Annotated in this window: 14 protein-coding genes; 8 read left to right on the forward strand and 6 right to left on the reverse strand. The window is 68.9% G+C overall.

The features are described from left to right. The first annotated feature begins 15 nt into the window (after nucleotides 1–15). The 3 genes from AC5JLE_RS01940 to AC5JLE_RS01950 all read left to right on the forward strand — a co-directional run bounded on the left by AC5JLE_RS01940 (nucleotide 16) and on the right by AC5JLE_RS01950 (nucleotide 3875). Nucleotides 16–792 carry a DeoR family transcriptional regulator gene (locus tag AC5JLE_RS01940; protein ID WP_496064969.1) on the forward strand — a complete coding sequence of 259 codons (777 nt, stop codon included), beginning with the start codon at nucleotides 16–18 and terminating at the stop codon, nucleotides 790–792. Continuing rightward, on the forward strand, nucleotides 789–1904 hold the full coding sequence (gene nagA, locus AC5JLE_RS01945) for an N-acetylglucosamine-6-phosphate deacetylase (protein ID WP_496064970.1): 1116 nt from the start codon (nucleotides 789–791) through the stop codon (nucleotides 1902–1904). The genes AC5JLE_RS01940 and nagA overlap by 4 nt, the downstream gene beginning before the upstream one ends. A gap of 192 nt (nucleotides 1905–2096) precedes the next feature. Beyond that, nucleotides 2097–3875: an MFS transporter gene (locus AC5JLE_RS01950; protein WP_496064971.1), complete on the forward strand. Its 1779-nt coding sequence runs from the start codon at nucleotides 2097–2099 to the stop codon at nucleotides 3873–3875. A 52-nt stretch (nucleotides 3876–3927) separates the two neighbouring features. Here AC5JLE_RS01950 and AC5JLE_RS01955 read toward each other — a convergent pair whose 3' ends face one another. The 6 genes from AC5JLE_RS01955 to AC5JLE_RS01980 form a co-directional block, all read right to left on the reverse strand. Next, nucleotides 3928–4398 carry a SecDF P1 head subdomain-containing protein gene (locus tag AC5JLE_RS01955; protein ID WP_046433045.1) on the reverse strand — a complete coding sequence of 157 codons (471 nt, stop codon included), beginning with the start codon at nucleotides 4396–4398 and terminating at the stop codon, nucleotides 3928–3930. Next, nucleotides 4395–4946 (reverse strand): HdeD family acid-resistance protein, encoded by a 552-nt coding sequence (locus AC5JLE_RS01960; protein ID WP_401747709.1) that lies wholly within the window; start codon nucleotides 4944–4946, stop codon nucleotides 4395–4397. The genes AC5JLE_RS01955 and AC5JLE_RS01960 overlap by 4 nt, the downstream gene beginning before the upstream one ends. A 58-nt stretch (nucleotides 4947–5004) precedes the next feature. Then, nucleotides 5005–5700 (reverse strand): ComF family protein, encoded by a 696-nt coding sequence (locus tag AC5JLE_RS01965; protein WP_014648759.1) that lies wholly within the window; start codon nucleotides 5698–5700, stop codon nucleotides 5005–5007. A 93-nt stretch (nucleotides 5701–5793) separates the two neighbouring features. Continuing rightward, nucleotides 5794–7134, reverse strand: a complete 1341-nt coding sequence (locus tag AC5JLE_RS01970) for a chloride channel protein (RefSeq protein WP_496064972.1) — start codon at nucleotides 7132–7134, stop codon at nucleotides 5794–5796. Nucleotides 7135–7257: 123 nt separating this feature from the next. Continuing rightward, the gene (locus AC5JLE_RS01975) at nucleotides 7258–7824 is read right to left on the reverse strand and encodes an HAD family hydrolase (protein WP_279943475.1); all 567 of its coding nucleotides are present in this window, start codon (nucleotides 7822–7824) and stop codon (nucleotides 7258–7260) included. A gap of 109 nt (nucleotides 7825–7933) precedes the next feature. After that, nucleotides 7934–8497, reverse strand: a complete 564-nt coding sequence (locus AC5JLE_RS01980) for a DUF3658 domain-containing protein (protein ID WP_496064973.1) — start codon at nucleotides 8495–8497, stop codon at nucleotides 7934–7936. Between the two features lie 160 nt (nucleotides 8498–8657). Here AC5JLE_RS01980 and bioB point away from each other — a divergent pair, with 160 nt between their 5' ends. The 5 genes from bioB (at nucleotide 8658) to bioC (ending at nucleotide 13496) form a co-directional block, all read left to right on the forward strand. Further along, entirely contained in the window at nucleotides 8658–9701 is a 1044-nt protein-coding gene (gene bioB / locus AC5JLE_RS01985; protein WP_014648762.1) for a biotin synthase BioB, read from the forward strand. A 67-nt stretch (nucleotides 9702–9768) separates the two neighbouring features. Further along, a complete protein-coding gene (bioF, locus tag AC5JLE_RS01990) occupies nucleotides 9769–10992 on the forward strand; it encodes an 8-amino-7-oxononanoate synthase (RefSeq protein WP_014648763.1) in 1224 nt (407 codons plus the stop codon). An 18-nt stretch (nucleotides 10993–11010) separates the two neighbouring features. Next, nucleotides 11011–11790 carry a pimeloyl-ACP methyl ester esterase BioH gene (bioH, locus tag AC5JLE_RS01995; RefSeq protein WP_032957531.1) on the forward strand — a complete coding sequence of 260 codons (780 nt, stop codon included), beginning with the start codon at nucleotides 11011–11013 and terminating at the stop codon, nucleotides 11788–11790. A 29-nt stretch (nucleotides 11791–11819) separates the two neighbouring features. Continuing rightward, nucleotides 11820–12599, forward strand: a complete 780-nt coding sequence (locus tag AC5JLE_RS02000) for an SDR family oxidoreductase (RefSeq protein WP_014648765.1) — start codon at nucleotides 11820–11822, stop codon at nucleotides 12597–12599. Nucleotides 12600–12611: 12 nt separating this feature from the next. Further along, nucleotides 12612–13496, forward strand: coding sequence for a malonyl-ACP O-methyltransferase BioC (gene bioC, locus AC5JLE_RS02005; protein WP_014648766.1), 885 nt, complete (start codon nucleotides 12612–12614; stop codon nucleotides 13494–13496). Nucleotides 13497–13562 lie beyond the last annotated feature (66 nt).

The following is a 13562-nucleotide window of genomic DNA, read 5'->3' on the forward strand; positions in this document are numbered from 1 at the left end:
AAACCGAGAATGGCCATGCGCAACACCCGCTCCCGCCGGCAACAGATCCTGCAGCTGCTGATCGAGCACGGCTCGGTGCAGGTGGCCGATCTGGTTGAGCGCTTCGGCGTGTCGGCGGTGACGATCCGTGCCGACCTGACCCACTTCGAATCGCAGGGCCTGGCCAACCGCACCCACGGCGGCGCGACCCTGGTGCGCACGCCGCCGCAGGAACAGGACATCCATGAGAAGGACGCGCTGAACCTGCCACTGAAGGAATCGATCGGTGCGCGCGCTGCGCGCCTGGTGCAGCCGGGCGACAACATCATCATCGATTCCGGCTCGACCACGATGACGCTGGCCCGCCACCTGCGCGCGCATCGCGACGTGACGGTGATGACCAACGGCCTGAACATCGCCTGGGAACTGGCCAATGCCGCGGGCATCACCGTGCTGCTGACCGGTGGCCTGCTGCGCCAGCAGTCGCTGTCGCTGCAGGGCAGCCAGGCCGAAGCCAGCCTCAACTCGTACAGCTTCGACACCCTGTTCCTGGGCGTGGACGGCCTGGACCTGCAGTTCGGCCTGACTACCCACGACGAGGCCGAAGCCCGCCTCAACCACCGCATGGTCGAGCGTGCGCGCCGCATCGTGGTGCTGACCGATGCCTCCAAGTTCGGCCGCGTCAGCCTGCACCGCATCGCCCTGCTGGACCAGATCCACGCCATCATCACCGACGTCGGCATCGACGATGCAACCCGCGAAGGGCTGCAGCGGCTGGGCATCGAAGTGATCATCGCCGAGCCCACCGCATGACCGAGACCCGCACCCTGCATGGCCGCATCCTCACCCCGCTGGGCTGGCGGCGCGGGCACGTCCACTTCGATTCACGCGTGCGCCGGCTGCAGGTGGACGACCACAGCGGCGCCGACGACCTGCAGCTGCCGGTGATCCTGCCCGGCTTCGTCGACCTGCATGTGCATGGCGCGGCCGGCGTGGACCTGATGCAGGGCGGCGACGTGGCACGCACCATCGCCCGCACCCATCTGCGCTTCGGCACCACCACGCTGCTGGCGACCACCATGACCGCCGGGCTGGACGAGATCGAGCACGCGCTGCACGGCGTCGCTGCGGCAATGGCGGCGCCCGATGCCGACGCCGCCAGCATCGTCGGCGTGCATCTGGAAGGACCGTTCATCAGCCCCCAGCGGCTGGGCGCACAGCCCAATCGTACGATCGAGGCGACGGTGGCACTGGTGCAGCAGCTGCACGCGCTGGCGCCGATCCGGGTGATGACGCTGGCGCCGGAGATCGGCGAGCACACCGCGTTGATACCCGCGCTTTCGGCGATGGGCATCCGCGTGCAGCTGGGCCACAGCGCCGGCACCTACGAGGAGGGCGTGGCGGCGCTGCAGGCCGGTGCCTCCGGTTTCACCCATCTGTTCAACGGCATGACCGGCGTCGACCACTATCGCCCGGGCATTGCGGCGGCGGCGCTGGCGCATGCGCAGTACGCCGAGATCATCCCCGACCTGCAGCACATCCACCCCGGCGTTATCCGGCTGGCCGCGCGCGCGATCCCGCGCCTGTACGCGGTGACCGACGCGACTGCCGCCACCGGCATGCCCGACGGCGAGTACGCGCTGGGCGAGCAGCGCGTGCACAAGTGCGGCGGCTGCGTGCGCCTGGCGACGGGTTCGCTGGCCGGCAGCGCACTGACCATGGACCAGGCGCTGCGCAACCTGGTGCGCGTCGGCCTGGACCTGGCCGACGCCTCGCAGCGGGTTTCCACCTTCCCGGCCGACTATCTGGGCCTGGGTGATCGCGGCCGCATCGCGCCCGACGCCCGCGCCGACCTGGTGGTGCTGGACGCCGAACTGCGCCTGCAGCAGGTGGTCATTGGTGGGCGCGCGGTCGATCTGACCTGACGCAAGCGATGCGGCCCGGATGCCGCGCGGGCTCCCTGTAGAGCCGAGCCATGCTCGGCTCACCGCGCGAAGCGCGGCATGGGGAACCTCGATATCGGAACGGAAAGCAGCCGAGCATGGCTCGGCTCTACAGAATGCACTCTGCGACGAACCGCCGCCGGGCCTGGCCCGGCGCTACCACAGGAACTGCCGATGACTGCAAGCACCGCCCCGCGCTGGCCCGTACGCTACCTGCTCTTCATCGGCGGCCTCGGCGGCCTGCTGTACGGCATCGACATCGGCATCATCGCCGGTGCCCTGCCCTACCTGGAGGCAACGGCCAGCCACGCCTGGCAGCTCAGCAGCCAGCAACTCGGCTTCGTGGTGGCGGCGGTACTGCTGGGCAGCGTGCTGTCCTCGCTGTTCGCCGGCATGGTCGCCGACCTGATCGGTCGCCGCGGTGCGATGCTGCTGGCCGGCCTGCTGTTCACCGCGTCGATTCCGATCATGGCGCTGGCCTCAGGCTATACGCCGCTGCTGCTCGGGCGGCTGCTGCAGGGCATCAGTGGCGGCCTGATCGGCGTGGTGATTCCACTGTACCTGGCCGAAGTGCTCAGCCCCGAGCGGCGTGGACGCGGTGCGGCGATGTTCCAGCTGCTGCTGACCATCGGCCTGGTGTTGGCGGCACTGATCGGGCTGTACCACGCACATGCGGTGGATGCCGCCGCCGAAGCCGTGCGCTCGCTGCCGCTGGCGCAGCAGGCGCAGGAACTGTTCACGGTGAAGGATCATGCGTGGCGCACCATCTTCTGGAGTTGTCTGGCGCCCGGCCTGCTGTTCTGTGCCGGCATCTTCTGGCTGTCCGAATCGCCGCGCTGGCTGGTGCGCCGCGGCCGCGTCGATGATGCCCGCCGCAGCCTGCAGCGGGTGCTGCCTGCTGCCGACGTGGAACCCACCCTTGCACAGATCCAGGCGCCGGAATCGAGCAGCAGCGACGGCAAGCGCGACCCACTGCTCAGCCGACGCTACGTGGTGCCGTTCGTGCTGGCCTGCGTGGTGCTGGCCTGCACCCAGGCCACCGGCATCAATTCGGTGCTGGCCTACGCGGTGAACATCCTCAACCAGGCCGGCCTGTCCGGCTCGGTGGCCAACGGCGCCGACGTGGCGATCAAGCTGCTCAACGCGGTGATGACCGTGGTCGCGCTGCTGCTGGTCGACCGCAAGGGCCGCAAGTTCCTGCTGATGCTCGGCAGCGGCGGCATCTGCGTGGCCCTGCTGGCTGCCGCCACGCTGTTCTTCCAGGCCGAGCGTGGCCGCGCCGACGTGCAGCCGCAACTGCACGCGGCGGTCAGCGGCGACGGCCTGCGGCTGGTGCTGGACGACGCACGGTGGCAGCGCCTGGGCGGTGGCATAAACAGCGAAGGCCGGCCGATGCAGCTGACCGTGTCGTACGCCTACGGTGACTTCACCAATGTGCGCGCCCTGCGCAGCGACAGCCTGACCGACCGCGAGCTGCGCATCGAGCGTGCCGGGACCGTGCAGCCGGACAGTGTGATCGGCGCGTTCTTCCGCAAGCTGCATCTGAACCCGTTCGCCGACCCGGCCAAGGCCGCACAGGCACCGCTGCGCATCGAGCAGGCCCGCATCGGCCCGGTGCCGCCGCCGGCGCATGGCTGGGCGGTAGCCGCCTGCATCCTGGTGTTCGTCGCGTTCTTCGCGGTCGGCCCCGGCGTCTGCGTGTGGCTGGCACTGTCGGAACTGATGCCCAATCGCATCCGCTCCAACGGCATGAGCATCGCCCTGCTGATCAACCAGTTCGTGTCCACGACCATCGCCGCCATCTTCCTGCCCACGGTGGGCCACTACGGCTACGCCAGCATGTTCCTGTTCTGGGCGGCGTGCACGTTCGTGTTCTTCCTGGTAGCCGCGTTCTGGCTGCCGGAGACCAAGGGCAAGTCACTGGAGGAGATCGAGGCACGGTTCGCACGGTAGCGGTCGACCTTGGTCGACCTCCGCGCGTAGCGTGGTGGTGTTGGCGCGCCCGTCACTGACCGGTGATGTGCCTGGCCAGCGCCTGCGCCTCGGCAATGCTCGGCAGCCCGCTCAGCATCATCGATTCCCCGAAGGGGCCTTTCACCGTCGCCACCATCAGCACGCGGCCGTCCACGCTGATCGCCGCGCGCTGGCCCACCAGGGCCGAGGTGCCATCGTGGATGCGCTGATGCGCTTCTGGCCGATAGCGGATCTGCAGGCCTGGCTGCTTGGCATCGTCCAGCACGTAGCGCACATCGGCGATGTCCGCACTGCCGGCAATCGGCGGCTCGCGCAGGGCCAGGGTTTCACCTTGCCAGTGCGCCGGAGTGCCGTTGCCAGCCGCATCGACCGCGCTCAGGCGCACGTCCACGCCGGCGCGCGGCGCATGATCCTTGCCTGCCAGCGCACCGGGCGTGGCACCCGGCATGCATCCGGCCAGCACCAGCGCCGCGCCCAGCAGGAGCGGAAGCGCGCCCCTCATTTCAGCTTCCGCAGCTTGAACGCCACCAGCACCTGCAGCAGCCCGTACAGCAGGCTGCCAATGCCGATCCACAGCGTGGTCACCGCCACGCCTGCGTATGGATTGGCCGCGAACAGCAGCCCCAGCACCACCGCCAGCACGCCACTGAGGATCAGCAGCCACTCGCCCTGGACCTGCTTGCGCACGCGGATCGCGAAGACGATGCGATAGATGCCGGCTACCAGCAGCCACGCCGCCAGGAACAGCACCAGCACGCTGGCGGTGGCCAGCGGGTTGATCACCGCCAGGATGCCGAAGCCCAGCGAAGCGATGGCATACAGCGCCAGCCAGCCGCGCGAGGCGCCGCTGCCACCACTGATCAGTGCGAACAGGCTGATGACCCCTTCGATGATGGCCATCACGCCCAGCGTCCAGGCCAATGCCATGGCTGCGGACAGCGGCCAACCGATGGCGATGATGCCGAAGCCGAGCGCGACCAGGCCATACAGCAGCAGGATCCACCAGCTGCGGCCAACCGCTGACAACAAGGGAGACAAGGGGGAATTCATGGTCACTCCTTCGATCCGGAACCGGGTTCATCCTAGCCCGTTGCGATGAAGGGAGCGATCACGGCACCCGCGCGCACACCCATACCCGCACCTCTCTGGCGCCCACGCAGCGCAGGGTTTCGGCGATTTCCATCACCGTGCTGCCGGTGGTCATCACGTCGTCGACCACGGTCAGATGCGTGGGCACCGGCCCGTGGACATCGAACGCATCGAACAGGTTTTCCCTGCGCTGTTCGGCCGTGCGTTCGGACTGCGGTGCGGTGTGCCGCCGCCGGTACAGCCCCTGCCAGACCGGCAACGGCAGCAGCCGGCAGAGCTCGGCAGCCTGGTTGTAGCCGCGCTGGCGCAGGCGCCGGCGGTGCAGCGGCACCGGCACCAGCGGCGGGCAGGACCAGGGCGGTGGTGCGCGCTGCATCAACTGCGCCAGCAGGCGACCGGCCGCCAGGTCCTGATGGAACTTGTAGCGCAGCAGCAGCTGGTCCACCGGCGGCAGGTACAGCAGGCTGGCGTGCGTGGCCGTCTGCGGTGGTGCTTCCTCGCGGCAGCTGCCGCAGACGATCAGGCCCTCATCCGGCAACGGCAGTGCACACCGCAGGCAGGCGCGACCGGCCCAGGGCAGTCCGGCGAGGCAGGCGCGGCACAGATCGAGATCATCATGGCCCGGATCGCCGCAGACCAGGCAGCGCAGTGGCAGCAGGACACCCAGCAGTGCGCGGGAGACACGGGTTGCCGAATGCAGGAGATCAATGCGCATTGCCCATGCTTCATCGCGCTGCCCATGTGCGGCCATCGGCGAAGCACCGATCGCAGTGTCGGGACTGCCCGCAACTGCAGAGGGTGCTGCCGATCAGGAAAGGCGTCCGCCCTGCCCAGGCCCGGTTGATGCAACGGCCGACGCCGTCAACACCTCCGCCAACCCACGATAGATCGGCACCCGGCATACCAGACCGGACACGCCCCGCGCGATCAGCACCGTGGCCAGGATCGGCAGGAGCAGATCGCCGCTGTCGGTCAGCTCCAGCGAGATCACCGCCGAGGTCAGCGGTGCCTGGGTGACGCCGGTCAGGTAGGCGCACATGCCCAGCAGCACGAACGCACGTGGGTCCACGCCCGGCATCAGCACCGCCAGATTGTGGCCCAGCCCCGCGCCGACCGCCAACGCGGGCGAGAACAGGCCGCCGGGTATGCCGGCCACGTACGATGCCAGGTTGGCCAGCAGCTTCATCAACCCGAACTCGTGGCCGACCAACGCCTGCCCCTGTACCAGGCTGCGCGCCTGTTCGTAGCCGGTGCCGAACGCGCCGTCGCCGAACGTCAAAGCCAGTGCCACCACCGCCAGGCCGCAGCCTGCGGCCAGCAGCACCGGATGCCGCTGGCGCAGCTGGCCCAGCCAACGCGGGCGGCCCGCCGCACTGGCCAGCACCGCGCGCGCGAACAGGCCGCCCAGCAGCCCGGCCACCACGCCGCACAGCACGATCGCCAGCCAGCCCTGCCCCAGCGGCAACCGCGCGCTCACATGGCCGAAGTAGGTGTAGTTGCCGAGCAGGCCCAGCGACACCACGCCACCGACGATCACCGCCGTCAGCAGGGTGCCGGAGAAGCGATGCTCGAAACGGCCGCTGAGCTCCTCGATGGCGAATACGATGCCGGCCAGCGGCGTGTTGAACGCCGCGGCAATGCCCGCTGCACCACCGGCCAGCAGAAAGTGCGAGAGCTCGCGAGGATCCTTGAAGCCGAACCAGCGGCCGAACAGATACATCAGGCTGGCACCCACATGCACCGTGGGACCTTCGCGTCCGACCGACGCGCCGCCGAGCAGCGACAACGAGGTCAGCAGCAGCTTGCCGGCTGAGACCGCAGGCGAAAGATTGGTCTTCCGGAATGGCTCATCGGGCTTGTCCAACGCAGCGATGACCTGCGGAATGCCGCTGCCCCGCGTGGGCTTCAGCACGCCACTGGTCAACCAGGCCAGCAGCGCGAAGATGCCCGGCGTGAGCAGCAGGGCCCACCACGGCGAGTGCGCGGTGATGCGCTGGAACAGATGGAAGGCCGCGTCGCTGGCCTTGGCGAACAGGATGGCCACCAACGCCACGGCCACCGCGCCGCCCCAGAGCGCGGCACGGCGGCGCCAGGCCTCGCTGAGAACCAGCGCGGTGATGCGGCCGCGGAGGCGATGGAGATCGGTCATGGGGCACAGTCTGCGCGCCAGCGCTTGCGTTGGGCAGCGGTTATTGTGGCTTCAGGCCTTGCAGGATGCGGTGAAACGCGCGAGTGCGGGTGCTCGCCGATAGCACCTGCCCTGTGCAGCTACCTATGCCTGCAGGCGCTCCCGCCACCGGCGCTTCTCCACCGCACGCACGTTGGGCTGCTGCCGCAGCCACTCCAGATACAGCTGCAGATGGGCCAGCTCGTCATCAGCCGGATCACCGGTGAACTCACGCACCGCGACCAGATTTCCGTAGTTTCTGGCGTACTTGCCGGGCGTGTCATCGATACCGATCATCTGCTCCAAACGGAAGCCGTGGCGCTTCAGCGTGCCCAGCCGCTTCTGCGAGGTGTAACCGCCGGTTTCCCAATCACGGGCCGTGCTGCACCGCGGCGCGGACCACAGGAATGCCAGCGGACGCCCCGGCATCAGCCGATCCACCAGCGGTTCGGCGTACAGTTGCCCGGACGACGTCCACACACCCACCGTGAAATGGGCAAAGGCATAGTCGAGGAATGCCTGCAGATGGGGCCGCAGGTAGACGTGGTAGCCGACGAGGCGGAAATCCGCGGCTCGCTCCAGTTCACGCTCGCTGGCATGCACCAGCGTCTCATCCAGATCGAGTATCAGCAGCTTTCCGCCCTGCGGCATCGTATCCGGTTCCATGCGCATCCTTCTTTCATTGCCTCAGATGCCCCCATCTTCTGGATGGACTTCAGCATGTGTCCTTCCAGCAGGTAGATGTAAGCACAGTTCCAATGAGGTCCTGGTAGGCGCAAGCCTACTGCCGGACGCGCACTTCGCAACAGCCCATCCGCGTGAGGTCGCCCTGCGCCTGCAACATGCCCCGTTCCACCAGCATGCGTACACGCCCTGCATAGAACACATCGGGAATTCCCGATCGGCACTTCGGCTGCAGCGACATGACCATGCCCACAATGTAGGCGATCTTTCGGAACTGCCCGTCGCAGAGGGAGAACAGCTGCTCATCGATCGAGGCGATGTCCTCGCTGGTCAGCGCGGCGATGTTCTGCCGCGCCTGGTCAGTGAGATGGGCATCGTTGTCGGAGCGCTCGTCCGTATCGCGCAGACGGCCATTGATGGCCAACAGGCGAACCAGCACATAGTGTCCGAAAGCCTCGAGCTCCTCCTTCGGCAACGTCGCCGGATCGAGCTGCCCTGCCGGGTAGTCCTTGAAGGTCACGAAGACGTGGTTCTTCCACTCCCCTGGCGTGTCGGACTGGCGAAGATCATCCAGCACCACGCGCAGGCCGCCGTCGGGCAGTTCGGCAAGGCTGCACAGCACCGCGTCGCGGCGGATCGGGTAGGGCTGGTAGCTGTTCATGGCACGTGCTCGCGCGTCCGTATGCAGCAATGAACTTACACCGTAGCGCCCATTCATGGCGGTCAGTCGATGTAAACCACATGGGAATCAATCAAGTTGACAGGGCTCACCAACCCACCCACACTGCCGCCCTCGCTCCACTCGTACCCAAGGTCCCGCCATGGCTGCTGCCATCCGCCACGACTGGCAACACGACGAACTGCAGGCGCTGTTCGATCTGCCGTTCCCCGAGCTGCTGTTCCGCGCTGCCGCAGTCCATCGCGAGCACTTCGACCCAGCGCAGGTGCAGGTGTCCACGCTGTTGTCGGTGAAGACCGGCGGCTGCCCGGAAGACTGCGCGTACTGCCCGCAGGCACAGCGCTACAGCACCGGGGTGAACGCGCAGAAGCTGATGGACACCGACGCGGTGCTGGCCAAGGCACGCCAGGCCAAGGCTGCCGGCGCATCGCGCTTCTGCATGGGTGCCGCGTGGCGATCGCCGAAGGACCGCGACATCCCGAAGGTGGCGGCGATGATCGCCGGGGTGAAGGCACTGGGCCTGGAAACCTGCGCCACGCTGGGCATGCTCAGTGGCGAGCAGGCGCGTGCGCTGAAGGACGCCGGCCTGGACTACTACAACCACAATCTCGACACCGCGCCGGACTACTACGATTCGATCATCCACACGCGCCAGTACCAGGACCGCCTGGACACGCTGGCGCACGTGCGCGATGCCGGTCTGAAAACCTGCTGCGGCGGCATTGTCGGCATGGGCGAGACGCGCGCGCAGCGCGTGGGCCTGCTGCTGGCGCTGGCCACGCTGCCGGCGCATCCCGATTCGGTGCCGATCAACAAGCTGGTGCAGGTGGCGGGCACGCCACTGCATGGCAGTGCCGAACTGGATCCGTTCGAGTTCGTGCGCATGATCGCGGTGGCACGCATCGCCATGCCGCGTTCGATGGTGCGGCTGTCGGCCGGTCGCGAGGCGATGAGCGACGAACTGCAGGCGCTGTGCTTCGTGGCCGGTGCCAACTCGATCTTCTACGGCGACAAGCTGCTGACCACCGGCAACCCGGAGAGCGAGCGCGACCTGGCCCTGTTCGCGCGGCTGGGGTTGCAGCCGATGGCGGTGCAGGTGGATGCCGAGGGCCACGACCACGGCGGCACCGTGCACGCTGATATCAGCGCCGATGCGCCCGCCTGTGGCTGCGCTCACGCGGCCTGAGACGGGCCGCAAGCAGGCGCCGCGGCAACGCGCTACCCTAGCCGCCCCGTCGCCGCATTCAGCCGCCATGGCCCGCCCCGACCTGACCGCCCGCCTCCACGCCCAACGCGCCCTGCGCGATGCCCAAGGCCGTCGCCGCACGCGGCGCACGGTCAGCCGTCGTGATGGCGTCCGCCTGGAGGTGGACGGCCAGTGGCTGACCGGCTTCTGCAGCAACGATTACCTGGGCCTGGCCCAGCAGTTCAGCGTGGTCAACGCATTGCAGGATGCGGCCGCACGCGAAGGCTCCGGCGCGGGCGCCTCGCATCTGGTCTGCGGCCACCACGCCCTGCATGAGGCACTGGAGCGCGAAGTGGCGGAGTGGCTGGGCTACCCGCGCGCGCTGCTGTTCGGCAGTGGCTTCGCCGCCAACCTGGCCGTGCAGCAGGCGCTGCTGAGCGAAGAGAACGATGTGTGCGTGCAGGACAAGCTCAACCACGCCAGCCTGCTCGATGCGACGCGGCTGGCGGGTGCGCGCCTGCGCCGTTATCCGCACCTTGACGCCGAAGGCGCGATGCGCCAGCTCAAGCACGCGCCCGACGGCGCGGCGATGCTGGCCACCGACGGTGTGTTCAGCATGGATGGCGACATCGCACCGCTGCGTGCATTGTCGCTGGTGGCACGCCTGCAGCAGGCGCTGTTCTATGTGGACGATGCACACGGCGTGGGCGTGGTCGGTGATGGCCGTGGTGCCGTGGCCGCCGCCGGGCTGGGCGTGGACGATGTGCCGCTGCAGCTGGTCACGCTGGGCAAGGCACTGGGCGGTTCCGGCGCGCTGGTGCTGGGCCGCGACGACCTGGTCGAGCACCTGGCCGAAACCGCACGCCCGTACATCTACACCACTGCGATGCCGCCGGCGCTGGCCGCAGCAGCACTGGAAGCGGTGCGCCTGGCGCGCCGTGACAACTGGCGGCGCTCGAAACTGACCGATCTGATCGCGCTGTTCCGCGGCGAAGCCCGCCGCCATGGCCTGGACCTGATGGCCTCGGAAACGCCGATCCAGCCGCTGCTGTGTGGCGACGACCATCGCGCCGTGGCGATGTCCCAGGCGTTGGAACAGGCCGGTTGGCTGGTCGGCGCGATCCGCCCGCCCACGGTTCCCGAAGGCAAGGCGCGCCTGCGCGTCACGCTGTCCGCGCTGCACACCCCCGAGCAGGTGCGTGGCCTGGTCGAAGCCATTGCCAGCGCGCGCGATCGCGTCGACCTGGCCGCGCGTGAGGCCGCGCCACCGCCGCTGCCTGTCTTTGCCTGAGCCTGTTGCCGTTTCCCCATGCATATCGACGTCACCGGCCAGGGGCCGGACCTGGTACTGATCCATGGCTGGGCCCTGCAGGGCGGCGTGTTCGCGCCGTTGGTGCAACGCCTGGCCGATCACTTCACCCTGCATCTGGTTGATCTGCCGGGCCATGGCCACAGCCGCGAGGACACCACGCCGCTGCGCCTGCCGTTCGTGGTCAATGCCATTGCCGCGGCCACGCCGCCTGCGGTGTGGTGCGGCTGGTCGCTGGGCGGCCTGTTCGCGCTGCACGCCGCCGCGACACTGCCGAAGGTGCGCGGGCTGGCGATGATCGCGGCCACGCCGCGCTTCGTGCGTGGCGACGACTGGCCGCATGCGGTGGAGCCGGCGGTGTTCGAGCAGTTCGGGCGCGAGCTGGCCACCGACTTCGGTGGCACCCTGGAACGCTTCCTGGCGCTGGATGTCATGGGCTCGGCACACGCCCGCGAGGAGCTGCGCACGCTGCGCCAGCGCCTGGTCGAGCGCGGTGCACCCACCGAACGCGCCCTGCTGGAAGGCCTGCGCCTGCTGGAAAGCACCGACCTGCGTGGCGCACTGCCGACGCTGGCCAAGCCCAGCCTGTGGATCGCCGGCCAGCGTGACCGGCTGGTGTCTCCGGCGGCAATGCAGGCCGCCGCGGCACTGGCCCCCGGTGCGCAGGCGCTGACCATCGCCCACGGCGGCCATGCGCCCTTCCTCGGCCATGCCGACGAGGTGGCCGCCGCCCTGCAACACTTCGTTGCCGGCCTGTCACCGGCCGATGGCGGACAATGAGCGCCTTCCTCATTCCGCAGGATTGATGCATGGATCTGGGTATCAACGGCCGCTGGGCACTGGTCTGCGGCGCAAGCAAGGGGCTGGGCCTGGGCTGCGCGCGTGCGCTGGTGCGCGAGGGCGTCAACGTAGTGATCGTGGCCCGTGGTGAGGCTGCGCTGCAGGCCGCCGCCGAAGCGCTGCGCGCCCTGCCCGGCGCCGCCGAAGTCCGCGTGGTCGCCGCCGACGTGACCACCGAGGCCGGTCGCTCCGCAGCGCTCGCCGCGTGCCCGCAGGTGGACATCCTGGTCACCAATGCCGGTGGCCCGCCGCCGGGCGACTTCCGCAGTTTCGAGCGCGACGACTGGATCGCCGCACTGGACGCCAACATGCTGGCGCCGATCGCGCTGATCCGCGCCACCGTGGACGCGATGATCGCGCGTGGCTTCGGCCGCATCGTCAACATCACGTCCTCGGCGGTGAAGGCCCCGATCGACATCCTGGCACTGTCCAACGGCGCGCGCAGCGGCCTGACCGGCTTCGTCGCCGGGCTGTCGCGCCGCACCGTGGCACACAATGTCACCATCAACAACCTGCTGCCCGGCCAGTTCGACACCGACCGCCTGCGCGCCAACTTCGCCCACAGTGCGGGCAAGGACGGCAATGCTGCCGAAGTGGCCGAACGCCGCCGCCAGCAGATCCCGGCCGGCCGCTTCGGCACGGCGGATGAATTCGGCGCGGCCTGCGCCTTCCTGTGCAGCGCACAGGCCGGTTACCTCACCGGGCAGAACCTGCTGATCGACGGCGGCGCCTACCCCGGTACGTTCTAAGAGACTTTCGCAATGCCGTCCCACTTCGATGCCCGCCATGTCCGCCGCGCGTTCGCCCGCGCCGCCAACAGCTACGACGCCGCCGCCGCCCTGCAGCGCGAGGTGCAGGCGCGGCTGGTGGAATCGCTGGACTACCTGGAGGCACGCAAGCCCGAGGTAGTGCTGGACATCGGCGCGGGTACCGGCCACGCCAGTGCGCTGATGAAGAAGCGCTGGCCGAAGGCGCAGGTGATCGCGCTGGACGTGGCGCTGCCGATGCTGGACCAGGCCAAGCGCCAGGCCGGCTGGTGGAAGCCGTTCCAGCGCCTGTGCGGCGACGCCGCCGCGCTGCCACTGGCCGACAACAGCGTGGACGTGATCTTCAGCAACCTGTGCCTGCAGTGGGTGGACGACCTGCCGGCGGTGTTCGCCGGCTTCCGTCGCGTGCTCAAGCCCGGCGGCCTGCTGCTGTGCTCCACCTTCGGCCCGGATACGCTGGTCGAACTCAACGAAGCGTTCGCGGCCGCCGATGACCGCCCGCACGTGAGCCGCTTCGCGCAGATCGCCCAGTTCGGCGATGCGCTGATGATGGCCGGTTTCCGCGACCCGGTGCTGGACCGCGACCTGTTCACCCTGACCTACGACGACCTGCCCTCGTTGATGCGGGAGCTGCGCGCGATGGGCGCGACCAATGCGCGGGTGGACCGCCGCCACACGCTGACCGGGCGTGGCCGCTTCGCCGCGGCGGCAGCGGCGTATGAACCGATGCGACGCGCCGACGGCAAGCTGCCCAGCAGCTGGGAAGTAATCTACGCCCACGCCTGGGCACCGGACCCGGGCGCACCGATCCGCGAAGGCGGGCATGACGTGGCCTCGGTGCCGGTGTCGGCCATCCCGATCCGGCGCAAGCAGACCTGATCGCCCGGTCGTGGCGGGCCCCGGGCGGCCAACAACAAAATCAAACAAGGGAAATATAAGGGCCCC

The sequence above is a fragment of the Stenotrophomonas sp. genome (assembly GCF_059505245.1).

Excerpts from the sequence above, each read along its gene's own strand:
- AC5JLE_RS01940 (WP_496064969.1), top strand. The coding sequence starts at position 16 with ATGCGCAACACCCGCTCCCGCCGGCAACAGATCCTGCAGCTGCTGATC.
- nagA (WP_496064970.1), top strand. The coding sequence starts at position 789 with ATGACCGAGACCCGCACCCTGCATGGCCGCATCCTCACCCCGCTGGGC.
- AC5JLE_RS01950 (WP_496064971.1), top strand. The coding sequence starts at position 2,097 with ATGACTGCAAGCACCGCCCCGCGCTGGCCCGTACGCTACCTGCTCTTC.
- AC5JLE_RS01955 (WP_046433045.1), bottom strand. The coding sequence starts at position 4,398 with ATGAGGGGCGCGCTTCCGCTCCTGCTGGGCGCGGCGCTGGTGCTGGCC.
- AC5JLE_RS01960 (WP_401747709.1), bottom strand. The coding sequence starts at position 4,946 with ATGAATTCCCCCTTGTCTCCCTTGTTGTCAGCGGTTGGCCGCAGCTGG.
- AC5JLE_RS01965 (WP_014648759.1), bottom strand. The coding sequence starts at position 5,700 with ATGCGCATTGATCTCCTGCATTCGGCAACCCGTGTCTCCCGCGCACTG.
- AC5JLE_RS01970 (WP_496064972.1), bottom strand. The coding sequence starts at position 7,134 with ATGACCGATCTCCATCGCCTCCGCGGCCGCATCACCGCGCTGGTTCTC.
- AC5JLE_RS01975 (WP_279943475.1), bottom strand. The coding sequence starts at position 7,824 with ATGCGCATGGAACCGGATACGATGCCGCAGGGCGGAAAGCTGCTGATA.
- AC5JLE_RS01980 (WP_496064973.1), bottom strand. The coding sequence starts at position 8,497 with ATGAACAGCTACCAGCCCTACCCGATCCGCCGCGACGCGGTGCTGTGC.
- bioB (WP_014648762.1), top strand. The coding sequence starts at position 8,658 with ATGGCTGCTGCCATCCGCCACGACTGGCAACACGACGAACTGCAGGCG.
- bioF (WP_014648763.1), top strand. The coding sequence starts at position 9,769 with ATGGCCCGCCCCGACCTGACCGCCCGCCTCCACGCCCAACGCGCCCTG.
- bioH (WP_032957531.1), top strand. The coding sequence starts at position 11,011 with ATGCATATCGACGTCACCGGCCAGGGGCCGGACCTGGTACTGATCCAT.
- AC5JLE_RS02000 (WP_014648765.1), top strand. The coding sequence starts at position 11,820 with ATGGATCTGGGTATCAACGGCCGCTGGGCACTGGTCTGCGGCGCAAGC.
- bioC (WP_014648766.1), top strand. The coding sequence starts at position 12,612 with ATGCCGTCCCACTTCGATGCCCGCCATGTCCGCCGCGCGTTCGCCCGC.